This window comes from uncultured Thermomonas sp., assembly GCF_937872235.1.
Taxonomy (GTDB): Bacteria; Pseudomonadota; Gammaproteobacteria; order Xanthomonadales; family Xanthomonadaceae; genus Thermomonas; species Thermomonas beijingensis.
Map to the genome: position 1 here is coordinate 1 of NZ_CALMPC010000057.1, position 23,512 is coordinate 23,512.

Genomic DNA, 23,512 nt, shown 5'->3' on the forward strand with positions numbered 1-23,512 from the left:
CCAGCTGCGACAGCGCGCGGTTGTGGTCCAGACGCAGCATCGCGGTGAAGTTCTTCGCCGGCAGGTCCGGCGCCGACTTCATGGCGATGTAGGCGTTGGTGTTGGCCGGGTTGCCGACCACCAGCACCTTCACGTTGCGGCTGGCGACCTTGTTCAGCGCGGCGCCCTGCGCGGTGAAGATCTTGGCGTTCTCCAGCAGCAGGTCCTTGCGCTCCATGCCAGGGCCGCGCGGACGCGCGCCGACCAGCAGGGCGTAGTCGGCGTCCTTGAACGCGACTTCCGGGTCATCGGTGCCGACCATCCCGGCCAGCAGCGGGAACGCGCAGTCCTCCAGCTCCATCATCACGCCACGCAGGGCGGCCTGGGCCTTGTCCAGCGGCAGCTCCAGCATCTGCAGGATGACCGGCTGGTCCTTGCCCAGCATTTCGCCGGAAGCGATGCGGAACAGCAGGGCGTAGCCGATCTGGCCGGCGGCGCCGGTGACTGCAACTCGTACGGGGGCTTTCATCATTCAACTCCTCAAAATGGCGATGCGGCGCAAGCGCCGCATCGGTGTGTGCAGCAAGGATCAAACCAATTCGGCAAAGAATTCCTGGATGCGGGTCAAGCCGGGCACCAGTTGCGGCGTGGGGCAGGTGTAGCTGATGCGCAGTGCATTGGGCTCACCGAATGCCGAACCCGGCACGCAGGCCACGCCCTTGGCATCCAGCAGCACATTGCAGAAGTCCACATCGTTGCCAATCTTGACGCCGCCATGCGTTTTGCCAAATGCGCAGCTGATATCCGGGAACACATAGAACGCACCCTGTGGCCGCGGGCAAACCACGCCGGGAATGGCATTCATCACCGCCATCACCTGATCGCGCTTGGCTTGGAACTCCGCGCACTTTTCGGTGGGCACATCCTGCGGACCCGTCAGCGCGGCAATTGCAGCAGCGGTGACGATTTCCGGAAGATTGGTGATGTGGTTGGAATTGAGCGTGGTAATCGCCTTGGCCACCGATTCCGGCCCCGCCATGAAGCCGACCCGCCAACCCGGCATGCCGTAGGTCTTGGACAGCGAGTCGATGAAGATGGTGCGCTCGCGCAGTTGCGGGTGGACCTGCATGAAGTTCGCGTACTCCAAGCCGTCAAACAACATCCTGTTGTAGATATCGTCGGTGATGATCCAGGTGTCCGGGTACTTCACCAGCACATCGGCCAATGCCACGATTTCATCGCGGGTATAGACCATGCCGGTGGGGTTGGACGGGTTATTGAACAGAAAAACCTTCGGCTTCTTTGCCAAGGCCGTGTCCAATTGTGCTGGCGTCACTTTGTAATCCTGCGAAGCCGGGCAAGCCAGCAAATCGACCTTGGCATTCACGATTTCCGCGATGTCCATGTAACTGGTCCAGTACGGCGTGGGGAAGACGATGGTGTCGCCTTCGTCCAACAGCGCCTCGGCCAGGTTGTAGATCACGTGCTTGGCGCCAATACCGGTGGAGCAATTGGCACGGCCATAGCCGCTCAGGCCCAACGCTTCCATATGTGCGATAAACGCATCCAGCAGTGCATCGGTGCCGCGGTTGCTACCGTACTGACCGCTGTCTTTGGCCAGTGCTTCGCGCGCAGCGGCATACACATGCTCACCGGGCAGGAAGTTGGGAACGCCAATGGAGAAACTGATGATGTCGCGGCCTTCGGCCTTCAGGCGCTTGGCTTTTTCGGCAACTTGCATGATGACGCTGGGCTTGGCGCGACCAACACGCCGGGCGAGCTGAGGCATCGTGGGGGACCTCGTTGAGGGGCCGCTTATCTGCGGCCGGGACTTTAGATAAAGCCTTCCAATTCTAGCATGCTGTCCTGCAACAGCCTTGCCGCCGCGCAAGCCAATTCCGCAAACCAATCTCACCCACGATGGAGGCAAACGTCCCCCATCAGTGGGTGATGATGGGCCGGATCAAGCGGCCAGAATCTTGTTCCACTCCGCCACGCGGTCGGCCTTGGCGGCCAACGCGGCTTCGGCATTGCCTTCGATCTTGATCGACTTGATCTTGTCGCCTTGCTTGACCGCATCCACCACGTCCATGCCCTCGGTCACCTTGCCAAACACGGTGTGCTTGCCGTCCAGCCAGCCGCAGGGCACGTGGGTGATGAAGAACTGACTGCCGTTGGTGCTGGGGCCGGCATTGGCCATCGACAACACACCGCGCTCATGGCCCAGCCCGTTGCTGGTTTCATCCTCGAAACGGTAGCCGGGGCCGCCACGGCCACTGCCTTCCGGGCAGCCGCCCTGCACCATGAAATCATTGATGACACGGTGGAAATTCAGTCCGTCATAGAAGCCGCGCTGGGCCAAATTGACGAAATTGGCCACCGTCAGCGGGGCCTTGTCGGCGGCCAGCTCGACCTTGATGGTGCCGCGGTCGGTGTCGAAATTGGCGATCAGACTCATTTTGTTCATCTCCAGATGCCCGGATGGGCGCGTGAACCCGATATAATAGCCGGCTCCCCTCATTTCAACCCGCGCCCTGCCTGCCCATTTGGTAGCGGTGCGGCTTCAACGAGCCCCAAAGCAAATGTCCGTCGAACGCCTCCGCAATATCGCCATCGTCGCCCACGTTGACCATGGCAAGACCACCCTCGTCGACTGCCTGCTGAAGCAGTCCGGCACCCTGAACGAACGCACGGTGCTGGCCGAGCGTGTGATGGACAGCAACGACCAGGAAAAGGAACGCGGCATCACCATTCTGGCCAAGAACACCGCGATCACCTGGCAGGGCAACCGCATCAACATCGTCGATACCCCCGGCCACGCCGACTTCGGCGGCGAAGTCGAGCGCGTGCTGTCGATGGTGGATTCGGTGCTGATTCTGGTCGATGCGATGGACGGCCCGATGCCGCAAACCCGCTTCGTGACCCAGAAAGCCTTTGCGATGGGCTTCAAGCCGATTGTGGTGGTCAACAAAATCGACCGCCCCGGCGCACGCCCGGATTGGGTGATTGATCAGGTGTTTGACTTGTTCGACAAGCTCGGCGCCACCAATGAGCAATTGGACTTCCCGATCGTGTACGCCTCGGCCCTGCACGGCTATGCCAGCTTGGACGATGCGGCGCGCGAAGGCGACATGACCCCGCTGTACGAGGCCATCATGCAGCATGTTCCGGCACCGGATGTGGCGGCCGATGGCCCGTTCCAGATGCGCATTTCGCAGCTGGACTACAACAATTTCGTGGGCGTGATTGGCATCGGCCGCATCCAGCGCGGCACCTTGAAGAAGAACATGCCGGTGACGGTGATCGACCGTGAAGGCAAGAAGCGCCAAGGCAAGGTGCTGCAAGTGCTGGGCTTCATGGGCTTGGAGCGCATCGAACAAGACAGCGCGGAAGCTGGCGATATCGTCGCCATTTCCGGCATTTCCGAGCTGACCATTTCCGACACCGTGTGCGCCATTGATGCACCGGAAGCGCTGCCCGCGCTGACCGTGGACGAACCCACCATCTCGATGACCTTCCAGGTCAATAACTCGCCGTTCGCTGGCAGCAAAGACCTGTCGGGTGGCAAGTTCCTGACCAGCCGCCAGCTGAAAGACCGGCTGGAGCGCGAGACCGTGCACAACGTGGCGCTTAAGGTCGAGCAATTGGAAGATGCCGACAAGTTCCTGGTCAGCGGCCGCGGCGAATTGCACCTGTCGGTGCTGATCGAAAATATGCGCCGCGAAGGCTTCGAGTTGGCGGTATCGCGTCCGGAAGTCATCATCAAGGAAATCGATGGCCAACTGATGGAACCCATCGAGCAATTGGTGGTGGACGTGGAAGAAGTGCATCAGGGCGGCGTGATGGAAAAGCTGGGTACCCGCAAGGCCCAATTGAAGAACATGGAGCCCGACGGCAAGGGTCGCGTGCGCCTCGACTATGAAATCCCGGCGCGCGGCCTGATCGGCTTCCAGAACGAATTCAAGACCCTGACCCAAGGTTCCGGCCTGCTGTTCCATGTGTTTGACCACTACGGCCCGAAGGAAACCGGCCCGATTGCCAAGCGCCTGAACGGGGTGATGATCGCCAATGCACCGGGTGCTACCCCGGCCTATTCGCTGGGCCCGCTGCAAGAGCGCGGCAAGTTGTTCGCTGCCGAAGGCGATCAGGTGTATGAAGGCCAGTTGGTCGGCATCCACAGCAAGGACAATGACTTGACCGTCAATGCAATCAAGACCAAGCCGCTGACCAATATGCGCGCCTCCGGCAAGGACGATGCCATCCAGCTGACTCCTGCCACCAAGTTCACCTTGGAACAGGCACTGGACTTCATCGACGACGATGAGTTGGTGGAAATCACCCCCAAGGAAATCCGTCTGCGCAAGAAGCACCTGACCGAGAACGACCGCAAGCGCGCCAGCCGCTCTGCGTGAGCCCGTGTGTGCCCGGTGGCGTGTTGGTCGGCTTGATCTGGCGCCGACCTGCCCCCATTGTCTGCGCACCATATCCGCGTGCGCAGGCATGAGCCCGGCATGAGTCAACCGCATCACTACAACCCGGATCCGCACGCGCATCCGGGGTTGCACATCATCGCGCTGGTCGAGGCCGTGAAGGGCGCACTGGCACTGCTGGCCGCCAGTGGCTTGGAATTGATCGGCCCGGCCCCACTGCAACGCTGGGTGCACGAACTGATTGTCCGCTTCCAACTTGATCCACATCACGGCGTCATCGCCTGGCTGATCGGTGCCATCAACCCCGGCGGGATCCATCTGGCAGCGCTGATCGCCGCGCTGTACGGGATCATGCACTTGCTTGAAGGCTGGGGCCTGTGGCGGGCGAAAGCGTGGGCCTCATGGCTGGGCTGTGTGACGGTTTCGCTCTACCTTCCGTTTGATGTGTTTGCACTGTTCAAACATCCCGGCTGGCTCTCGCTGGTGGTGGTGGCGATCAATGTGGCGGTGCTGTGGGTACTGGCGCGCGACTTGCTCAAGCGTCGCCGCTGACGCATCCCGCATCGCCCTGCATTTGCACACCACACGCGAGCCGGGGCAGACTTGCCCATCGCCTTTGGGAGTTGCTCGATGCGTTACCTACCACTTGCCCTTGCTGTTACCGTGCTATTAAGTGCCTGTCAGCCGGATACCCGATCCCCGGCAACTTCGAACATGACAACTGCAGCCAGCACGCTGCCCGCATCGGCACTCGAAGAGGCCACCGTACTCGACCTGCAACGCAAGATGAGTGCAGGTACATTGACCAGCCATGCGCTGGTGCAAGCCTATCTGGATCGCATCGCGGCAATTGATTCTGCAGGCCCCCACCTCAATGCCGTAATCGAACGCAACCCCGATGCCTTGAAAGAGGCCGACCGCTTGGATGGCGAGCGCAAAGCAGGCAAAGTGCGCGGCCCGCTGCATGGCATTCCGGTATTGCTGAAAGACAATATCGACGCCTTCCCGATGGTCAATTCCGCGGGCTCGCTGGCACTGGCCAATCATCACCCCAAAAACGATGCCTATTTGGTGCGCAAATTGCGTGCGGCAGGCGCGGTGATTCTTGGCAAAACCAACCTGTCGGAATGGGCCAATTTCCGCTCCACCCATTCCAGTTCCGGCTGGAGCGGGCGCGGCGGGCAAACCAAAAACCCTTACGTACTCGATCGTAGCCCTTGCGGCTCCAGTGCCGGCACCGGCAGTGCGATTGCCGCCAATTTGGCCACGGTGGGTATTGGCACGGAAACCGACGGCAGCATCATTTGCCCTGCCGCAGTGGCCGGTCTGGTGGGCATCAAACCCACGGTGGGGTTGATAAGCCGTGACGGCATCATCCCGATTTCCTTCTCGCAAGACACCGCCGGCCCGATGACACGTAGCGTGGCGGATGCTGCGGCACTATTGACGGCACTCGATGGGCCCGACACCAGCGATGCGGCCTCCAATGAGCGCCCCACGCGGGCTCCAATTGATTACATCAGCCATTTGAACGCGGAAGCCCTGAAGGGTGCACGCATTGGTGTCGTGCGTAAACTGATGGGCTTTGAGCCCGCCACCGATGCGGTGATGGAGCAGGCAATTGCCGCTCTCAAAGCCGCAGGTGCGACTGTGGTGGATGCACAGATTCCGACACTTGGGCAATGGGATGATGCCGAATCTGAGGTGTTGAAATACGAGTTCAAACCTGGGCTCAACACCTATTTGGCGCGCAACGCCACACCTATCCACTCGCTTGCTGAACTGATTGCCTACAACCAGCAACACGCCAACACCGAGATGCCACATTTTGCGCAAGAGTTATTCGAGCAATCGCAGGCCAAAGGCGCACTGAACGAAACCGCATACATCAATGCCCGCGATAAAACCCGGCGCTTGGCAGGCCCAGAAGGCATTGATGCAGCCCTGAAAGCACAACAGCTGGATGCTTTGGTCGCCCCCGCGATGACCACTGCCTGGCCCATCGACCTGGCCCATGGTGACAAGTTCATCGGTGCGGGTTACGGCCCCGCCGCGGCCGCACGCTACCCCAGCCTGACCGTGCCGATGGGCCAAGTGCAGGGCCTGCCAGTCGGTATCGTTTTCATGGGTACCGCGTGGAGCGAGCCGCGCTTGATCGAACTGGGGTATGCGTTCGAACAAGCCACGCATGCGCGCAAGCCGCCGCAGTTTCTGCCTACCGTTGCGCAACCCGCCCGCAACTGATCGTGGGCGGTTGGATCAAGCCGCAATCGCACCGCGCTTTTTCACGATCAACATCGCAATCTCCAGCGCCTGCTCGTAGTTCAGGCGCGGATCCACGGTGGTGCGATATGCACGCTGCAAATCCAGCTCGGTCAAATCGCGCGCGCCGCCCAAGCATTCGGTGACATTTTCACCGGTCATTTCCAGATGCACACCGCCCAGCCGCGTTCCGGCGGCTTCATGGATATCGAAGGCCTGCTCGATTTCGCCACGAATATTTTCAAACCGCCGCGTCTTGTAGCCATTGCTGGTGGACTCGGTATTGCCGTGCATCGCATCACAAATCCATAGCACCCGGCGCCCCTCGCGCTTCACCGCATCCAGCAGCGTCGGCAGCTTGGTGGCGATGTGCTCCGCACCCATGCGGTGGATCAGGCCCAGCCGGCCTGGTTCATCGTGCGGGTTCAAGACATCGATCACCCGCAGCAACTGATCGGGGGTGACGGATGGCCCCACCTTCACCGCCACAGGGTTGCTGATGCCGCGGAAATATTCGATATGCGCCCCGTCCAGCGCGGCGGTACGCATACCGATCCACGGGAAATGGGTGGACAGATTGAACCAGCCATCTGCACGCGGCACCCGCCGCGTCTGCGCTTCTTCGTAAGGCAACAGCAACGCTTCGTGCGAGGTGTAAAAATCCACCCGGCTCAGGCTCTGCATCTTGCGCCCTGCCAGTGTTTCCATGAAGCGCACGGCATCACCGATGCCGGCCACCATGTTTTGGTACTCGGCGGCATGCGGCGACTGGCCCACCCAGCCCAAGCCCCAATATTCGGGGTGATGCAAGTCGGCGAAGCCGCCATCAATCAGCGAACGCACGAAGTTCATCGTCATCGCCGAGCGCGCATGCGCCTTGATCATACGGCGCGGATCCGGCACCCGCGCCTGCGCGGTGAAGTCCGGACCATTGACGATATCGCCGCGATAACTGGGCAAGGTAACGCCGTCGCGGGTCTCACTATCGGCCGAACGCGGCTTGGCGTACTGACCGGCAAACCGGCCCACCCGCACCACCGGCACCTTCAACCCATGCACCAACACCAAACTCATCTGCAACAGCACCTTGAGCCGGTTGGTGATCACTTCAGAATTGCATTCGGCAAACGTTTCCGCGCAATCGCCGCCTTGCAACAAAAAGCGCTTGCCTTCCTGCGCCTCGGCCAATTGCTGTTTAAGCGCAAGGATTTCGCGTGAGGTCACCAGTGGCGGTAGCGAACGCAGCTCTTCCTGTGCAGCCGACAGCGCAGCCGAATCCGGATAGGTGGGCAGTTGTAGCGCAGGGCGATCCCGCCAGCTAGCGGGTGACCATGAATCTTTCGCGCTAGTGACGGATGAAGGAGTGAAGGGCGCTACGACGGCTTGAACACTGGACATGGACGGGCTGCTGGTTTGTGTTGCATCGCATCATCTCGCCTCGAGCCACGCCCTGCAACCGTTACTTGCGGAACAGATAGACATGACGCGCCTTGAAACCGGCATATAGCCCGCCAAGCCCCAAGCCTGCAAACCACAATAACGCCCACATCGGCATCGAAAGCCCAAGGAATTGCCAATCGATATTGCTGCAATCACCAGTCGCTTGCAGCACGCGCTTGGCCGCACCCAACCACGAATATTGTTCGACGATAAAGTTCAGGCCAGGCCCACAGCTGGGCATTGGCGGCGGGTACAACTGCACCCAGCTATGCCGGCCGGCGTAGCCCACACCCACCGATGCAGCCAGCAATGCTGTGATTCCCCACGCTTTGCGGCCAGCGGTCGAACGCGGCGCATGCAGGCCACCCAGCAGGAATACCAAACCCAGCACCACAAAACAAATGCGCTGAAAAATACAAAATGGGCAGGGCTGAATGCCCAATTGAAATTGTACAAAAAGCGCATAGCCAAGCAGGGCCGCGCAACAGGCAAAGCCAAACAGGAATTGCGCACGGAACGGCCAAGCGAACGGATTCATGCATATACCTTGCGGGGGGCTTTCCAATTATGCGGCAAACCGCCCAAAACGAAAAACCCCGGCAATGCCGGGGTCTTTCAGACGGTCTGCAGCGCTTTCCGCTTATTCAGCGGCTTGCGGACGATCCACCAACTCAACGTAGGCCATCGGCGCATTGTCACCCGCGCGGAAGCCGCACTTGAGGATACGCAGATAGCCACCCGGACGCTGCGCATAACGCGGGCCGAGCACGGTGAACAACGTACCCACGGCCTCCTTGTCGCGCAGACGTGCAAACGCAAGGCGGCGATTGGCCACGCCATCGACCTTGGCCAAGGTGATCAGCGGCTCGGCGACACGGCGCAATTCCTTGGCCTTCGGCAGAGTGGTGCGGATGAGTTCGTTCTTGATCAGCGAAGCCGCCATGTTCTGGAACATCGCGCCACGATGGGCGCTGGTGCGGCTGAATTTACGACCGGATTTCTGGTGACGCATGGGAATGTTTCCTTAGGTAAAGAGTGCAACTATTGAAGATCGCTGTCACCGTCCTGGCGTTGTGCTCTATGGCGAGCAAATGGACTGCGGTTGGTCCGTACCGGCATCCCTTGCCGGTGCTGCCGCGAACGTGGGTTCGTCGGCGTTGTTGCTACTTTCGAGAAGATCTCAAACAGAGCGAGCCCGGCGGCTCGCGCCGCGATTGCCCCCCCTGGCCCTCGCGCATAGCGCTCGGGCGTTCATCGCCGCGCGAACTGCCGTCAAGGCAGTTCGCAAATGCGGCGACTCACCCCAGCATGCCGTGTGCGGCGGCACCGGCTGGCGGCCAGTTTTCCAACTTCATGCCCAGCGACAAACCGCGCTGTGCCAGCACTTCCTTGATCTCAGTGAGCGACTTCTTGCCCAGATTCGGGGTCTTGAGCAATTCCACTTCGGTCTTCTGGATCAGATCACCGATGTAGTAGATGCTCTCGGCCTTCAGGCAATTGGCCGAACGTACGGTCAATTCAAGGTCGTCGATCGGGCGCAGCAACAGAGGATCAACACCGGCGGTAGCGGCTTGCTTGGCACCACGTTCGCGATGGGTGAAATCACCGAACACCGACAGCTGATCAGTCAGGATATCGGCCGCAGTACGCACCGCCTCCTCGGCATCAATGGTGCCATCGGTTTCAATATCCAGCACCAACTTGTCCAGGTCGGTACGCTGCTCAACGCGTGCGGCTTCCACCGCATACGCCACGCGGCGCACCGGCGAGAACGACGCATCCAGCATCAAACGGCCGATGGTGCGGGCCTCTTCATCCGGGCGACGACGTGCTGCGGCCGGCTGATAGCCAAAACCACGCGAGATCGTCAGGCGCATGTTCAGCGCGACATCTTTGGTCAAGGTTGCAATCACATGATCGGGGTTCAGCACCTCGACGTTGTGCGTGGTCTTGATATCGCCTGCGGTGACAACACCCGGACCCTGCTTCTTCAGCTCGAGGGTGTCGGTGTCGCCGTTGTGCATGCGAAGGGCAACGTCCTTGAGGTTCAACAACACTTCAAGCACATCTTCCTGCAAACCTTCGACCGTGGTGTATTCATGCAGCACGCCGTCGATTTCGACTTCGGTAATTGCGAAGCCAGGAATCGAAGACAGCAGCACGCGACGCAGGGCATTGCCCAGCGTATGGCCGTAACCGCGCTCTAATGGCTCGATCACGACTTTGGCGCGATGGTCGGTAATGCGCTCGATCTGCGGCCCGCGCGGGCGCAGGACTTGGGTGGCGGTAACCGTCATTCGTGGTGTCTCCTGCAGACCAGCGCGCTCGGCGCTGGTCGGTGGCAATGGCTTACTTCGAGTACAGCTCGACGATCAGCGCTTCGTTGATGTCGCTGGGCAGATCGGCACGATCCGGCACAGCCTTGAACACGCCTGCAAACTTGGCCGAATCCACTTCGACCCAAGACGGCGACAAGTTCATCTGCTCGGCAACGGTCAGCGATTCCTTGACGCGCATTTGCTTCTGCGCCTTCTCGGACAGCGCAATCGCGTCACCCGCCTTGACGGCGTAGGACGGCAGATTGACTGGCTTGCCATTGACGGTGACGCCACGATGGCTGACCAGTTGGCGTGCGGCCGGCCGGGTGACGGCAAAACCCATGCGGTAGATGACGTTATCCAGACGGGTTTCCAGCATCTGCAGGAGGTTCTCGCCGGTATTGCCCTTCTTGGTCGCGGCTTTCTTGTAGTAGTTGCGGAACTGGCGCTCCAGCAAGCCATAGATACGCTTGACCTTCTGCTTTTCACGCAGCTGGGTGGCGTAGTCGGACAGCTTGCCCTTGCGGGCAGTAGCGCCGTGCTGGCCGGGCTTTTGCTCCAGCTTGCATTTGGAATCGAGCGCGCGCGCCGGCGACTTCAGCGAGAGGTCGGCGCCTTCGCGACGGGCGAGCTTACAGGTGGGACCGATATAACGAGCCATTTTCTATTGCTCCCGGGCGTCAAACGCGACGCTTCTTCGGCGGACGGCACCCGTTGTGCGGGATAGGCGTCACGTCGATGATGTTGAGGATCTTGTAGCCGACATTGTTCAACGAACGCACGGCTGATTCACGTCCCGGACCTGGGCCCTTGATATGGACTTCCAGCGCCTTGACGCCGTAATCCAACGCAGCCTTGCCAGCCTTCTCGGCGGCAACCTGGGCGGCGAACGGCGTGGACTTGCGTGAGCCGCGGAAACCCGCGCCACCCGAAGTTGCCCAGCTCAGTGCATTGCCCTGGCGGTCGGTGATGGTGATGATGGTGTTGTTGAAGGACGCGTGCACGTGGGCAATGCCGTCGGTGACGACGCGCTTGATCTTCTTCTTTGTTTTCGCAGCAGCTGGCTTGGCCATAGTCTGGATTCCTTACTTCTTGATGGCCTTGCGCGGACCCTTGCGGGTGCGTGCGTTGGTACGGGTGCGCTGGCCACGCAGGGGCAGGCCGCGACGATGACGCAGGCCGCGATAGCAGCCCAGATCCATCAGACGCTTGATCGCCATACCCACTTCACGACGCAGGTCACCTTCGACCACGAATTTGCCGACTTCGGCGCGCAGACGCTCCACTTCCGGCTCCGATAACTCACGAATCTTGGTCGACGACTTCACGCCAGCCGATTCACATACCTGCTTGGAACGAGTACGACCGATGCCGTAAATGCTCTGCAGCCCGACCCAGACATGCTTCTGGGCAGGCAAATTGACGCCTGCAATACGCGCCATAAGGCGATCTCCGAATATACGAATTGACGTCAAGCCAAAGCAGCCCGACGCAGGGAACAAGAAATTATATACAACTCCCGAGTAATCTGGAAGCACCACTCCGAAACAGCAGTGATACCCGGCATGGGGAGTGTGCCCATGCTCCGGCGATGGCGGCGAACTGGCAGCACTCAAACTTGCGTCTGAGCCTGCCCGCGCGCTACTCCGGCGCGCGGATCGGTTCGTTGCCACCCACACGCGGGAATGTCGCGTGGGTCGCCCATTTGTCAACTCGGACGTGGGTCGAGTTGACGATTGTCAGGTTGCGCCCAATCCCGCGACGCTTGGGTGCGGAGCCCGGCTCAGCGGGCGCCGCGCCCTTTCAAATTTGCCTTCTTCAGCAGGCTTTCGTACTGATGCGACATCAAATGCGCTTGAATTTGCGCAATGAAGTCCATCACGACCACCACCACGATCAACAGCGAGGTGCCACCGAAGTAGAACGAGGTTCCCAGCTTGGTGCGCATCACTTCCGGCAGCAAGCACACCAGCACCAGATACAACGCACCCGCACCGGTCAAGCGTGTCAACACACCGTCGATGTACTCACCGGTCGCCTTGCCCGGGCGGATACCCGGAATCAGCGCACCCGACTTCTTCAGGTTGTCGGCGGTTTCCTGCGAGTTGAACACCAACGCTGTGTAGAAGAACGCAAAGCCGATGATCAGCGCTGCAAGCAGAATCATATGCAGCGGCTCGCCGGGCGACAACATCTGGCTGACCTTTTGCAGCCACACCGTTGCCGGGTTGCCAGACTGGCCAAACCAGGTCGAGGCGGTGGCCGGGAACATGATAATCGACGATGCGAAGATTGGCGGAATCACGCCCGACATGTTCAGCTTGAGCGGCAAGAACGAACTCTGGTTCTGATAACCACCACGTGCCCCCTGGCGACGGGCGTAATTCACGGTGATGCGGCGTTGACCACTTTCCATGAACACCACAAACCAAGTCACCGCAAGTACGATTGCCAGAATCACAAATACCGTGATCCACTGCATTTCACCGGCATTAGCCTGCTGCAAGGTGTGCAATACAGCACCCGGCAAGCCCGCCACGATACCGGCGAAAATGATCAGCGAAACACCGTTGCCGATGCCACGCTCGGTCACCTGCTCGCCCAACCACATCAGGAACACGGTGCCAGCAGTCAACGAGACCACCGCGGTTAGCACAAATCCAGGCCCCGGGTTGTACACCACCGGCACCCCGGTTCCTGCACCTTGATGTTGCAATGCAATGGCGATACCGGCCGCCTGAAACACGGCCAAGAACACCGAACCGATACGCGAATACTGGGTGATCTTGCGACGCCCGGACTCACCTTCTTTCTGCATTGCCTTCAGGCTGGGCAGAATCTGCACCATCAGCTGCATGACAATGGACGCCGAAATATACGGCATCACGTTCAGCGCAAACAAACTGAACCGCGAAAGCGCACCACCGGAGAACATGTTGAACATGTCCACCACGGTGCCCTTTTGCGAATTCATCAGCGACAGCATCGCCTCGGGATTGACGCCCGGCACCGGGATGTAGCACCCGATGCGATAGACGATCAATGCGCCGATGACGAACATCAGGCGCGAACGAAGTTCAGTGAACTTGCCCGCGCCCATCAGGCCCGACATTGCATCCGCAGTTCGCGACATGCGCCGATTACTCCGCCAAACTGCCGCCGGCAGCGATGATCGCGGCCTTGGCACCCGCAGTTGCAGCGATTCCCTTCAGGACATACGCCTTGGTGACGTCGCCCTTGGCCACGATCTTCGCGCTTTTGGCGGTATTTGGCACCAGCTTGGCTGCTTGCAGCGCGGCGAAATCCACATCGCCAGCCGGCAGCGAGTCCAGCTTGTACAGCAGCACTTCCGCGCAATCCAGCGCCAGCTTCGAATGGAAGCCAATCTTGGGCAAGCGACGCTGCATGGGCGACTGACCGCCTTCGAAGCCGGCCTTGATCTTGCCCTTGCCGGAACGTGCGAACGAACCCTTGTGGCCGCGACCGCAGGTCTTGCCCAAGCCGGAGCCAATACCGCGACCGACGCGCTTGGGAACCTGACGTGCACCCTCAGCGGGGCTCAAAGTATTCATCTTCATGGAATCAATCCTCAACCTTGACCAGGTAGTGCAGCTGAGAGATCAGACCACGCACTTGCGGGCTATCCTTCAACACACGCACGCTGTTGACCTTACCGAGACCCAACGCCTTCACCGACAAACGGTGGCGCGACTGTGTGCCACGCAGGCCCTTGACCAAACGAACCGTGACGGTCTTGACTTCATTAGACATGGTTCAGATCCTCCACCTTCTTGCCGCGCTTGGCCGCGATCTTGGCCGGCGAATGCATCGCTTCCAGACCCTTGACCGTCGCACGCACCAGATTGATCGGGTTGCGCGAACCTACTGCCTTGGCCAGCACGTTCTTCACGCCCACGGCTTCCAGCACCGCACGCATCGCACCACCGGCGATCACGCCCGTACCTTCCGAGGCCGGCTGCATGAACACGCGTGCCGCGCCGTGGCCGGCCTTCACTGCGTGATGCAGGGTGCCGCCATTAAGCTGCACAACCTTCATATTCTTGCGGGCACCTTCCATCGACTTCTGGATGGCCACCGGCACTTCGCGGGCCTTGCCATACCCGAAGCCGACCTTGCCTGCTCCATCACCCACCACCGTCAATGCGGTAAAGGTGAATTGACGACCGCCCTTGACCGTCTTGCTGACACGGTTGACCGCGACCAGCTTTTCAATCATGCCGTCATCGACTTTTTCCTCGCGGGGACCGCGATCGCGGCCGCGGGATTCGCGTTGCTCTGCCATATCAATATCTCGATAGTAATTAAGAGGATTTGCGGCGTGGCCGCTTATAGTTGTGATGTACGGCGGTTACACCATTGCAGCTGCAATCAGCTGCAATGCCCGATGCCAGTCGCATCGACGACAAGGCATGGGGCCCAAGCCACATGCCTTCAATACTCAGAACTGCAGACCACCCTCACGCGCAGCTTCGGCCAACACTTTGATGCGACCGTGATAGCGGTAACCTGAACGGTCAAATGCGATTTTTTCGATACCGGCCGCCTTGGCGCGCTCGGCAATCAACTGACCCACTTTGGCTGCGGCGTCCTTGTTCTTGCCACTGGTCAGACCAGCCTTGACATCGGACTGAACAGTCGAAGCCGATGCCAACACTTTGGCACCGTCGGCGGTGAACAGCTGCGCGTACAAATGCTGACCGGTACGCAGCACCGACAGGCGCGGCACACCGAGTTCGCGGATGTGTGCGCGGGTCGACTTGGCACGACGCAGACGAGCGATTTTCTTTTCCATGGTTCTCTTCTCCGAAAGCTGAAAGCTTGGCGTTTCCAAAAAAGTCCGCACAGTGCCGTGCGGGCTTTTGCGCAGGATTCGCGATTAGGCCTTCTTGGCTTCCTTGCGGATGATGGTTTCGTCGGAATACTTCACGCCCTTGCCCTTGTAGGGCTCCGGCGGGCGGTAACCGCGAATCTTGGCTGCCACTTCACCGACCAACTGCTTGTCGGCGCCGGCCACCAGAATTTCGGTCTGGGTCGGCGTGGTGATGGTGATGCCCTCTGGCGCTGCGTACACCACCGGATGCGAGAACCCCAACGACAGGCTCAGATCCTTGCCCTGCATGGCAGCACGGTAACCCACACCAACCAGCTCAAGCTTGCGCTCGAAACCGGTACTGACGCCGTGCACCATGTTGGCAACAATGGCGCGCAGGGTACCGGTCAACGGCACCAGCGAGGCATCATTGGGCAACAGCAATGCATTGCCATCTTCAATCTTGATTTCGATACCGGCGGGCTTGGCGATACTCAAGGTACCCTTCGGGCCCTTGACGCTGATCGCATCCGACTGAACGTTGAGTTCGACACCCTTGGCAAGGGCAACCGGCTTCTTGGCAACTCGGGACATGTGCGTTACTCCCTTAAGCCACGATGCACAAGACTTCACCACCGACACCCAGCTGGCGTGCCTGCGCGTCGGTCATGATGCCTTTGGAGGTGGAGATAATCGAAATACCAAGGCCGGCGAGCACCTTCGGCAATTCATCCTTGCCACGGTACTGACGCAAACCCGAGCGCGACACGCGCTTGATGGTTTCGATAACCGGCTTGCCCTCGAAATACTTCAAGGCAATTTCCAGCTCGGCCTTGGCGCCGTTCTGGGTGACGCGAGCGTCAGCGATGTAGCCTTCGTCCTTGAGGACTTTGGCAATTGCAACCTTGATCTTGGAGGACGGCATTCTTACCGCCTGCTTGCCAACTGCGGCCGCATTTTTCATGCGCACCAGCATGTCGGCGATGGGATCAGTCATGCTCATGTAGATTCACCTGATGAGTAGCACCGATATCCGCTTTCGCGAAAATCTGTCGGATTGTGGACGCTGTGACCTTGAAAAGTCGCAACGCTGTTGCGGCACCAGCCCCGCATCGCTGCGAGGCTGATCTGCCAATCCCCGCCAACGAATCGACAGGAAGCCGCGAAGTATAGCAGGTTTTTACCAGCTTGCCTTACGCAAGCCCGGCACGTCGCCACGCATGGTGGCTTGACGCAGGGCGTTGCGACCCAGGCCGAACTTGCTGTACACGGCGCGTGGACGGCCAGTCAACACGCAACGGGTGGTTTGACGCGAAGGTGAGGAGTCACGCGGCAGCTTTTGCAGCTTGGTTGCGGCCGCCATCTTGTCCTCATAGGACGCGTCCTGGCTGGAGATGATCTTCTTCAGCGCTTCGCGCTTGCCAGCGTGCTGCTTGGCCAGCTTGGCGCGCTTGGTCTCGCGGTTGATCATGGAAGTCTTGGCCATGACGTGTCCTTAGTTGCGGAACGGGAAGCGGAAGGCTTCGAGCAGGGCCTTGGCCTCTGCGTCGGTCTTCGCTGTGGTGGTGATGGCGATATCCATGCCGCGCATTGCGTCAACGGCATCGAAATCGATTTCCGGGAAGATGATCTGTTCTTTCACGCCCATGTTGTAATTACCACGGCCATCGAAGGAACGCCCCGACACCCCGCGAAAGTCACGCACGCGTGGCAGCGAGATATTGATCAGGCGATCCAGGAACTCGAACATCTGGGCACGGCGCAAGGTGACCTTGCAACCGATCGGCCAGCCGTCACGAATCTTGAACGATGCTACCGAAACGCGCGACTTGGTGACCACCGGCTTTTGGCCGGAAATCTTGGTCATGTCGGCAACTGCGTTCTCCAGCACCTTCTTGTTGGTGGCTGCCTCGCCCACGCCCATGTTCAGCGTGACCTTGACCAGCTTGGGAACCTGCATCGGATTGGTGTAACCGAATTGCTGCATCAGCTTCGGCACCACTTCTTCCTTGTAGAACTTTTCGAGACGAGTGGTCATTTAGATAGCCTCACCGCTGGAGCGGAACACGCGGATGCGCTTTCCATTCTCGAGCACCTTGGTGGCAACGCGCTCGCCCTTGCCCGTTACCGGGTTGAGCAGCATCACGTTGGAAATATGGATCGACGCTTCACGCTGCACAATGCCACCAGCCTGACCGGCCTGCGGATTGGGCTTGGTGTGGCGCTTGACCAAGTTCAGATTGGAAACGAAGACGCGCTCGCCATCGACGCGCAGCACTTCGCCAGTCTGACCCTTGATGGTCTTGTTGCCGGTGGTGACGACGACTTGGTCGCCCTTTTTGATACGGTTCATGTGATTAGTCCTCTACGCTCACAGCACTTCGGGGGCGAGCGAAACGATCTTCATGAACTTCTCGGTACGCAGCTCGCGCGTGACCGGCCCGAAGATGCGGGTGCCGATCGGCTCCTGCTTGTTGTTCAACAACACGGCGGCGTTACCATCGAAGCGGATCAACGAACCGTCGGCGCGGCGCACACCCTTGCGGGTACGCACAACCACGGCGTCGTACACATCGCCCTTCTTCACCTTGCCGCGTGGAATCGCTTCCTTCACCGACACTTTGATGATGTCGCCGATGCCTGCATAACGGCGCTTGGAACCACCCAGCACCTTGATGCACATCAGTTCCTTGGCACCCGAGTTGTCGGCAACGTCGAGAAAGCTCTGCATCTGGATCATGGCTATCTCTCCTGCTTACTCGGCGGAACGGGTGAGGATTTCCACCACCCGCCAGTTCTTGGTCTTGGACATCGGTGCGCATTCGGCCACACGCACCACATCACCTTCATTACAGGCATTGTTGGCATCGTGGGCATGCAGCTTGGTCGAGCGACGGATGTACTTGCCGTACAGCGCGTGCTTGACCTGGCGCTCAACGAGCACCGTCACGGTCTTGTCCATCTTGTTGCTGACCACGCGGCCTTCAACCGTGTGCAGCTTCTTGGTTTGTTCGGTCATGACGCCCGTTCCTTAGTTCTGCTGGCCAAGCAGCGTGTTGACGCGAGCAATCTCGCGGCGCACGCGGCGGGGCTCATTGGCCTTGGACGGAGGCAGTTGGCCCGTGGCCTTCTGCATCCGCAGCGCAAAGCGCTCTTTCTGCAGTTCGACCAGATGGGCCTTCAGTTCGTCCGCCGACTTTTGACGCAATTGCTTGAGTTCCATCAGCGCACCGTCCGAGTCACAAAAGTGGTGGTGACCGAAAGCTTGGCCGAGGCCAAACGGAACGCTTCGCGTGCCACGTCCTCGGTGACGCCTTCGATTTCATAGATCATGCGGCCCGGCTGGATCTGAGCGACCCAGTACTCCACATTACCCTTACCGGAGCCCATGCGGACTTCGATTGGCTTTTTGGTGATCGGTTTATCGGGGAATACGCGGATCCACATCTTGCCGCCACGCTTGACGTAACGGCTGATGGAACGACGCGCAGCCTCGATCTGGCGAGCAGTCAGCTGGCCGTGGGCAGTTGCCTTCAGGCCGAACTCGCCGAAGCTGACAGCATTACCGCTCCAGCTCAGGCCTTCATTACGGCCTTTATGGACTTTGCGATATTTGGTTCGCTTAGGTTGCAACATGGTTTAGTCCCTCGCTTCGCCGCGCTCGGCGCGGTCACCACGGTCGCGGCGCGGGCCGCGCGGGCGTTCACGATCACCGCGGTCACCACGCGGTGCCGGGCTGTCGTCCTGCTTTTCCTGACCCACTTGGCTGAAATCAAAGATTTCACCCTTGTAGACCCACACTTTGATACCGATGATGCCGTAGGTGGTCTTCGCTTCGGCAAAGCCGTAGTCGATGTCGGCACGCAGAGTATGCAGCGGCACGCGGCCTTCCCGGTACCACTCGGAACGGGCGATTTCTGCGCCGTTCAAGCGACCACCGACATTGACCTTGATACCCAATGCTCCCAGACGCATCGCATTGCCCACCGCACGCTTCATGGCGCGGCGGAACATGATGCGGCGCTCCAACTGCTGCGCAATCGACTCGGCCACCAGCTGCGCGTCGAGTTCCGGCTTGCGCACTTCGGTGACGTTGATATGCGCCGGCACGCCGAGCACATCCGACACTTCTTTACGCAGCTTCTCGATGTCCTCACCACGCTTGCCGATCACCACGCCCGGACGGGCGGTATGAATGGTCACGCGGGCGTTATTTGCCGGACGCTCGATCAGGATCTTGCTGATACCGGCCTGGGCCAGCTTCTTGCGCAGCATGTCGCGGACCTTGAGGTCGCCCGACAGATATTCGGCGAATTGCTTCTTGCCGGCGTACCACTTGGAGTTCCAGTCTTTGGCGATGCCCAAGCGGATGCCGATAGGATTGACTTTGTGACCCATGATTAGTTGCCCTCGCCCACGACCACGGTGATGTGGCTGGTGCGCTTGGTGATGCGCGTGCCACGACCCTTCGCTCGCGCCATGAAGCGCTTCAGCGAGGGACCTTCATCGACCATGATGGTCTTGACTTTCAACAAATCGGCGTCAGCGCCGTTGTTGTTTTCGGCATTGGAAGCAGCAGAGAACACGACCTTGTAGACCATGACTGCGGCTTTCTTGTCCGAGAACTTCAACAGATCCAATGCACGGGCAACCGGCAGGCCACGCACCTGATCAGCGACCAAACGGACCTTTTGGGCGGAGATGCGCGCACTGCGCAGGATGGCTTTCGCTTCCATAGTCATCTCCTTACTTCCCACCCTTCTTGTCGCCGCCATGCCCCTTGAACGTACGGGTCACGGCAAACTCGCCAAGCTTGTGGCCAATCATGTTCTCGTTGATCATTACCGGAACATGGCTCTTGCCGTTATGCACAGCAATGGTGACGCCAATCATTTCCGGCAGAATCGTGGAGCGGCGCGACCAGGTCTTGATCGGCCTCTTGCTGCTACCCGCGGCCTCCACCTTCTTTTGCAGGTGGTGGTCGATGAACGGGCCTTTTTTAAGTGAACGTGCCATTGCCAATTAGCTCCTGCGATCGCGCACGATGAACTGTTGAGTGCGCTTGTTATGGCGCGTCTTGTACCCCTTGGTGGGTACACCCCACGGGGTGACCGGATGCGGATTACCCTGGCCAGCCTTGGCTTCACCACCGCCGTGCGGGTGATCCACCGGGTTCATGGCGGCACCGCGCACGGTCGGCTTGACGCCGCGCCAGCGTGCTGCACCCGCTTTACCCAGCTTCTCCAGCGTATGCTCATCGTTACCGACTTCGCCGATGGTCGCGCGGCATTCCGCCGGCACACGACGCATTTCACCCGAACGCAGACGCAAGGTGGCGTACACGCCCTCACGTGCAACCAGCTGGACGCCGGCACCCGCAGCACGCGCAATCTGCGCGCCCTTGCCGGGCTTCATTTCGATGCAATGCACGGTGGAACCGACCGGGATATTGCGCAGCGGCAAAGTGTTGCCCGCCTTGATCGGCGCATCACGACCTGCGATCACCTGATCGCCCGCCTTCAAGCCCTTGGGGGCGATGATGTAGCGGCGTTCGCCGTCGGCATAGCACAACAAGGCGATATGCGCGGTGCGGTTGGGATCGTATTCGATGCGCTCCACACGGGCCGGGATGCCCTCTTTGTCGCGCTTGAAATCGATGATGCGGTAATGCTGCTTATGACCGCCGCCGATATGGCGGGTGGTGATGCGGCCGTGGTGGTTGCGGCCACCACTCTTGCTTTGCTTTTCCAGCAACGCTGCATGCGGTGCGCCTTTGTGCAGCTCGGGCGACACCACGCGAACCGCCGAACGGCGGCCGGGCGAGGTGGGCTTGAATGTCATCAGTGCCATGAATTATTTCCTCAGGCCGACGTGGTCATGACGTCGATCGACTGACCATCGGCCAGCGTGACGTACGCCTTGCGCCAATCGCTGCGGCGACCCTGGCGGAACTTGAAGGTCTTGGACTTGCCCTTCACGTTCACCACGTTCACTGCCTCGACCTTGACGGCGAAGATTTTCTCCACCGCAGCCTTCACATCGGCCTTGGTGGCGGTCTTCGCAATTTCAAAGACGTATTGGTTGGAGACTTCCTGCAGGCGCGCGGTCTTTTCGGACACGCGCGGCGCACGGATCACTTCGTACAGGTTTGCGGCGCTCATGCCAGCCACTCCTCGATCTTCTTCACCGCATCAGTGGTCACCACCACGGTGTCGGCACCGACCAGCGAGACCGGATCCAGACCCTGCACATCACGCACCTGCACATAAGGCAGATTGCGGGCAGACAGGTACAGATTGTCGGTGGCATCTTCGGTCACGATCAGCGGGCGCTGACCCACATTCAAGCCCGCCAGCTTGGCCACCAGACCGGAGGTCTTCGGGGCGTCCACCTCGAACGATTCGACCACAGTGATGCGTCCCTGGCGGTTCAGCTCGGACAGGATGGTCGCGATTGCGGCGCGATACATCTTGCGGTTGACCTTCTGCGCAAAGCTGCGCGGCTTGGCCGCGAAGGTGACGCCGCCGCCGACGAAGATCGGAGCCGTCAACGCGCCATGACGCGCGCCGCCACCCTTTTGCTTCTTCGACTTTTTGGTGGTGCCATTGACTTCCGAACGGGTCTTCTGCGCCTTGGTACCGGCACGACCGGCGTTGCGGTAAGCAACGACCACCTGGTGCACCAGGTCTTCGCTGAAGTCACGGCCGAACACCGCGTCGGACACGGCCAGCTTGCTGGCGCTACCGTTGATATTCAATTCCATGATCAGACTCCCTTGCTCGTCGGGCGCACGATCACATCGCCACCCGGCGCACCCGGCACAGCACCGCGCACGGCAATCAAGCCACGTTCGGCATCGACCTTGACCACCTGCAGACCTTGCGTGGTCTGGGTGACGTGGCCCATATGGCCAGCCATCTTCTTGCCCGGAAACACACGGCCCGGCGTCTGACGCTGACCGATCGAGCCCGGCGAGCGATGCGACAACGAGTTACCGTGGGTAGCATCACCCATGGTGAAGTTCCAACGCTTGATGGTGCCCTGGAAGCCCTTGCCCTTGGTGACACCTTGGACATCGACGACCTGGCCTTCACTGAAGATGTCGGCCTTGATTTCGCCGCCCACTTCATAGCCACCAATCTGGTCAGCCTCCACACGCAACTCCCACAAACCACGACCCGCTTCCACCTTGGCCTTGGCCAAGTGACCGGTCTGCGGCTTGGTCAGCAGCGAGGCGCGCTTCACGCCCGCCGTCACCTGCAACGCCGTGTAACCATCAACCTCAAGGGTCTTGATCTGGGCGATACGGTTCGGAGTTGCTTCAATCAGAGTCACCGGCACGGACTTGCCGTCTTCGGTGAACATGCGGCTCATGCCGGCCTTGCGACCGACGATGCCGAGCGAATACTTCTTCGCGCTCATCAGTGTCGTCCTCAGGTCAGCTTGATCTGCACGTCGACGCCAGCAGCCAGTTCGAGCTTCATCAGCGCGTCCACGGTCTTGTCGTTGGGGTCAACAATGTCAAGCACGCGCTTATGCGTGCGGGTTTCGTACTGGTCGCGCGCGTCTTTATCGACGTGGGGCGAGGTCTGTACGGTGTAACGTTCGATCTTGGTCGGCAGCGGAATCGGGCCGCGCACTTGCGCGCCGGTCCGCTTGGCCGTCTCAACGATCTCGCTGGCCGAACGGTCGATCAGACGATGATCGAACGCCTTCAGCCGGATGCGAATCTTTTGGTCCGCCATGGGAGGAATACCTCATATCTAAAGAGCGACAGGCATGGCGGCTAGGTGCGCCACACCCCGTGAAAACAACGGGTACTGCAGTCAAACAATTACCTCAAAACCAGCGGATCAGGCGATGAACACCCGGCTGCCAGAAGTCAGGATCAATAAACGCGCCGAAAGGCCCCGCCGATATGCTCCGGACATTTCCGGAACGGACGAGGCCTTGCCACGCGACATCTCCCTGTCTGGCGAACACGAGGCGCTTCCTGCACCTCTTTTCGCTACCCTGCAGAAACTCACATTTCCGCAGGGGTCTTGCATTCTAACGGATTTGATCCTTGCTTTGCAAGCAGTTTTTGCAAATCGCCCCAATTCCCCGGCATTCATGCCGGAAGCAAGGCAACGATGGGCGTCCTGCCGCACCGACATCCGCCTTGCGGGACGCGCATGAGGCACGTCCCGCAAGCTCAGGCGGATATCACTTGATGATCTTCGCCACCACGCCGGCGCCGACGGTACGGCCAC

General features: G+C 60.0%; 36 protein-coding genes. 4 read left to right on the forward strand and 32 right to left on the reverse strand.

Annotation, left to right across the window (positions count from 1 at the left end; translation table 11 throughout):
* The 3 genes from QWB57_RS04815 to QWB57_RS04825 form a co-directional block, all read right to left on the reverse strand.
* On the reverse strand, window positions 1-508 hold a 508-nt coding region (locus QWB57_RS04815), incomplete at its 3' end, for a malate dehydrogenase (protein ID WP_288968568.1).
* A 60-nt stretch (window positions 509-568) separates the two neighbouring features.
* Window positions 569-1,768, reverse strand: a complete 1,200-nt coding sequence (locus tag QWB57_RS04820; protein ID WP_223626439.1) for a pyridoxal phosphate-dependent aminotransferase — start codon at window positions 1,766-1,768, stop codon at window positions 569-571.
* Between the two features lie 174 nt (window positions 1,769-1,942).
* Window positions 1,943-2,437: a peptidylprolyl isomerase gene (locus QWB57_RS04825; RefSeq protein WP_223626436.1), complete on the reverse strand. Its 495-nt coding sequence runs from the start codon at window positions 2,435-2,437 to the stop codon at window positions 1,943-1,945.
* Between the two features lie 124 nt (window positions 2,438-2,561).
* On the opposite strand from QWB57_RS04825, the gene typA reads away from it, so the two are divergent.
* The 3 genes from typA (at window position 2,562) to QWB57_RS04840 (ending at window position 6,653) form a co-directional block, all read left to right on the forward strand.
* Complete coding sequence (gene typA / locus QWB57_RS04830; protein ID WP_223626434.1) at window positions 2,562-4,391, forward strand: translational GTPase TypA; 1,830 nt, start codon at window positions 2,562-2,564, stop codon at window positions 4,389-4,391.
* Between the two features lie 99 nt (window positions 4,392-4,490).
* Window positions 4,491-4,961: a DUF2127 domain-containing protein gene (locus QWB57_RS04835; protein WP_223626431.1), complete on the forward strand. Its 471-nt coding sequence runs from the start codon at window positions 4,491-4,493 to the stop codon at window positions 4,959-4,961.
* Window positions 4,962-5,039: 78 nt separating this feature from the next.
* On the forward strand, window positions 5,040-6,653 hold the full coding sequence (locus tag QWB57_RS04840; RefSeq protein WP_288968573.1) for an amidase: 1,614 nt from the start codon (window positions 5,040-5,042) through the stop codon (window positions 6,651-6,653).
* Window positions 6,654-6,668: 15 nt separating this feature from the next.
* Here the strand turns inward: QWB57_RS04840 and QWB57_RS04845 are convergent, their stop codons facing one another.
* The 29 genes from QWB57_RS04845 to rpsJ all read right to left on the reverse strand — a co-directional run bounded on the left by QWB57_RS04845 (window position 6,669) and on the right by rpsJ (window position 23,005).
* A complete protein-coding gene (locus tag QWB57_RS04845) occupies window positions 6,669-8,069 on the reverse strand; it encodes a 3-deoxy-7-phosphoheptulonate synthase class II (protein WP_288968575.1) in 1,401 nt (466 codons plus the stop codon).
* A 61-nt stretch (window positions 8,070-8,130) separates the two neighbouring features.
* Window positions 8,131-8,649, reverse strand: coding sequence for a disulfide bond formation protein B (locus tag QWB57_RS04850; protein ID WP_223626425.1), 519 nt, complete (start codon window positions 8,647-8,649; stop codon window positions 8,131-8,133).
* Window positions 8,650-8,751: 102 nt separating this feature from the next.
* The gene (gene rplQ, locus QWB57_RS04855) at window positions 8,752-9,123 is read right to left on the reverse strand and encodes a 50S ribosomal protein L17 (protein WP_223626423.1); all 372 of its coding nucleotides are present in this window, start codon (window positions 9,121-9,123) and stop codon (window positions 8,752-8,754) included.
* Window positions 9,124-9,409: 286 nt separating this feature from the next.
* The gene (rpoA, locus tag QWB57_RS04860) at window positions 9,410-10,408 is read right to left on the reverse strand and encodes a DNA-directed RNA polymerase subunit alpha (RefSeq protein WP_223626421.1); all 999 of its coding nucleotides are present in this window, start codon (window positions 10,406-10,408) and stop codon (window positions 9,410-9,412) included.
* Between the two features lie 52 nt (window positions 10,409-10,460).
* Window positions 10,461-11,090, reverse strand: coding sequence for a 30S ribosomal protein S4 (gene rpsD / locus QWB57_RS04865; RefSeq protein WP_223626419.1), 630 nt, complete (start codon window positions 11,088-11,090; stop codon window positions 10,461-10,463).
* Between the two features lie 19 nt (window positions 11,091-11,109).
* Window positions 11,110-11,502: a 30S ribosomal protein S11 gene (gene rpsK / locus QWB57_RS04870; RefSeq protein ID WP_223626417.1), complete on the reverse strand. Its 393-nt coding sequence runs from the start codon at window positions 11,500-11,502 to the stop codon at window positions 11,110-11,112.
* 12 nt (window positions 11,503-11,514) lie between these two features.
* Window positions 11,515-11,871 carry a 30S ribosomal protein S13 gene (gene rpsM, locus QWB57_RS04875; RefSeq protein WP_223626414.1) on the reverse strand — a complete coding sequence of 119 codons (357 nt, stop codon included), beginning with the start codon at window positions 11,869-11,871 and terminating at the stop codon, window positions 11,515-11,517.
* Window positions 11,872-12,212: 341 nt separating this feature from the next.
* The gene (gene secY, locus QWB57_RS04880) at window positions 12,213-13,541 is read right to left on the reverse strand and encodes a preprotein translocase subunit SecY (protein ID WP_223627725.1); all 1,329 of its coding nucleotides are present in this window, start codon (window positions 13,539-13,541) and stop codon (window positions 12,213-12,215) included.
* A 28-nt stretch (window positions 13,542-13,569) separates the two neighbouring features.
* Window positions 13,570-14,007, reverse strand: coding sequence for a 50S ribosomal protein L15 (rplO, locus tag QWB57_RS04885; RefSeq protein WP_223626411.1), 438 nt, complete (start codon window positions 14,005-14,007; stop codon window positions 13,570-13,572).
* Between the two features lie 4 nt (window positions 14,008-14,011).
* On the reverse strand, window positions 14,012-14,200 hold the full coding sequence (rpmD, locus tag QWB57_RS04890) for a 50S ribosomal protein L30 (RefSeq protein ID WP_223626409.1): 189 nt from the start codon (window positions 14,198-14,200) through the stop codon (window positions 14,012-14,014).
* Window positions 14,193-14,732 (reverse strand): 30S ribosomal protein S5, encoded by a 540-nt coding sequence (rpsE, locus tag QWB57_RS04895; RefSeq protein WP_223626407.1) that lies wholly within the window; start codon window positions 14,730-14,732, stop codon window positions 14,193-14,195. Before rpsE ends, rpmD begins: the two co-directional genes overlap by 8 nt.
* A 156-nt stretch (window positions 14,733-14,888) precedes the next feature.
* Window positions 14,889-15,242: a 50S ribosomal protein L18 gene (gene rplR / locus QWB57_RS04900; RefSeq protein WP_223626405.1), complete on the reverse strand. Its 354-nt coding sequence runs from the start codon at window positions 15,240-15,242 to the stop codon at window positions 14,889-14,891.
* A gap of 84 nt (window positions 15,243-15,326) precedes the next feature.
* A complete protein-coding gene (gene rplF / locus QWB57_RS04905) occupies window positions 15,327-15,854 on the reverse strand; it encodes a 50S ribosomal protein L6 (protein WP_223626403.1) in 528 nt (175 codons plus the stop codon).
* 13 nt (window positions 15,855-15,867) lie between these two features.
* Window positions 15,868-16,263: a 30S ribosomal protein S8 gene (rpsH, locus tag QWB57_RS04910; protein WP_223626401.1), complete on the reverse strand. Its 396-nt coding sequence runs from the start codon at window positions 16,261-16,263 to the stop codon at window positions 15,868-15,870.
* 177 nt (window positions 16,264-16,440) lie between these two features.
* Window positions 16,441-16,746 carry a 30S ribosomal protein S14 gene (rpsN, locus tag QWB57_RS04915; RefSeq protein WP_223626398.1) on the reverse strand — a complete coding sequence of 102 codons (306 nt, stop codon included), beginning with the start codon at window positions 16,744-16,746 and terminating at the stop codon, window positions 16,441-16,443.
* 9 nt (window positions 16,747-16,755) lie between these two features.
* A complete protein-coding gene (gene rplE, locus QWB57_RS04920; RefSeq protein WP_190281751.1) occupies window positions 16,756-17,298 on the reverse strand; it encodes a 50S ribosomal protein L5 in 543 nt (180 codons plus the stop codon).
* Window positions 17,299-17,613: a 50S ribosomal protein L24 gene (gene rplX, locus QWB57_RS04925; protein ID WP_223626396.1), complete on the reverse strand. Its 315-nt coding sequence runs from the start codon at window positions 17,611-17,613 to the stop codon at window positions 17,299-17,301.
* Between the two features lie 18 nt (window positions 17,614-17,631).
* A complete protein-coding gene (gene rplN / locus QWB57_RS04930; RefSeq protein ID WP_028839560.1) occupies window positions 17,632-18,000 on the reverse strand; it encodes a 50S ribosomal protein L14 in 369 nt (122 codons plus the stop codon).
* A 15-nt stretch (window positions 18,001-18,015) separates the two neighbouring features.
* Window positions 18,016-18,279 carry a 30S ribosomal protein S17 gene (gene rpsQ, locus QWB57_RS04935; RefSeq protein ID WP_223626394.1) on the reverse strand — a complete coding sequence of 88 codons (264 nt, stop codon included), beginning with the start codon at window positions 18,277-18,279 and terminating at the stop codon, window positions 18,016-18,018.
* Between the two features lie 12 nt (window positions 18,280-18,291).
* Complete coding sequence (gene rpmC, locus QWB57_RS04940) at window positions 18,292-18,483, reverse strand: 50S ribosomal protein L29 (RefSeq protein ID WP_223626392.1); 192 nt, start codon at window positions 18,481-18,483, stop codon at window positions 18,292-18,294.
* The gene (gene rplP, locus QWB57_RS04945) at window positions 18,483-18,896 is read right to left on the reverse strand and encodes a 50S ribosomal protein L16 (protein WP_223626390.1); all 414 of its coding nucleotides are present in this window, start codon (window positions 18,894-18,896) and stop codon (window positions 18,483-18,485) included. The genes rpmC and rplP overlap by 1 nt, the downstream gene beginning before the upstream one ends.
* 3 nt (window positions 18,897-18,899) lie before the next feature.
* Window positions 18,900-19,658: a 30S ribosomal protein S3 gene (gene rpsC, locus QWB57_RS04950; protein ID WP_223626387.1), complete on the reverse strand. Its 759-nt coding sequence runs from the start codon at window positions 19,656-19,658 to the stop codon at window positions 18,900-18,902.
* 2 nt (window positions 19,659-19,660) lie between these two features.
* A complete protein-coding gene (gene rplV, locus QWB57_RS04955; RefSeq protein ID WP_223626385.1) occupies window positions 19,661-19,996 on the reverse strand; it encodes a 50S ribosomal protein L22 in 336 nt (111 codons plus the stop codon).
* Window positions 19,997-20,006: 10 nt separating this feature from the next.
* On the reverse strand, window positions 20,007-20,276 hold the full coding sequence (gene rpsS / locus QWB57_RS04960) for a 30S ribosomal protein S19 (RefSeq protein ID WP_223626383.1): 270 nt from the start codon (window positions 20,274-20,276) through the stop codon (window positions 20,007-20,009).
* A gap of 6 nt (window positions 20,277-20,282) precedes the next feature.
* Window positions 20,283-21,110, reverse strand: a complete 828-nt coding sequence (gene rplB / locus QWB57_RS04965; protein WP_223626381.1) for a 50S ribosomal protein L2 — start codon at window positions 21,108-21,110, stop codon at window positions 20,283-20,285.
* Window positions 21,111-21,121: 11 nt separating this feature from the next.
* Window positions 21,122-21,421, reverse strand: coding sequence for a 50S ribosomal protein L23 (rplW, locus tag QWB57_RS04970; protein ID WP_223626379.1), 300 nt, complete (start codon window positions 21,419-21,421; stop codon window positions 21,122-21,124).
* A complete protein-coding gene (rplD, locus tag QWB57_RS04975) occupies window positions 21,418-22,023 on the reverse strand; it encodes a 50S ribosomal protein L4 (RefSeq protein ID WP_223626376.1) in 606 nt (201 codons plus the stop codon). The genes rplW and rplD overlap by 4 nt, the downstream gene beginning before the upstream one ends.
* A gap of 2 nt (window positions 22,024-22,025) precedes the next feature.
* Complete coding sequence (rplC, locus tag QWB57_RS04980; protein WP_223626374.1) at window positions 22,026-22,682, reverse strand: 50S ribosomal protein L3; 657 nt, start codon at window positions 22,680-22,682, stop codon at window positions 22,026-22,028.
* Between the two features lie 11 nt (window positions 22,683-22,693).
* Entirely contained in the window at window positions 22,694-23,005 is a 312-nt protein-coding gene (gene rpsJ, locus QWB57_RS04985) for a 30S ribosomal protein S10 (RefSeq protein ID WP_223626372.1), read from the reverse strand.
* Between the two features lie 115 nt (window positions 23,006-23,120).
* On the opposite strand from rpsJ, the gene QWB57_RS04990 reads away from it, so the two are divergent.
* Window positions 23,121-23,438, forward strand: a complete 318-nt coding sequence (locus tag QWB57_RS04990; protein WP_223626370.1) for a hypothetical protein — start codon at window positions 23,121-23,123, stop codon at window positions 23,436-23,438.
* Window positions 23,439-23,512: the final 74 nt, after the last annotated feature.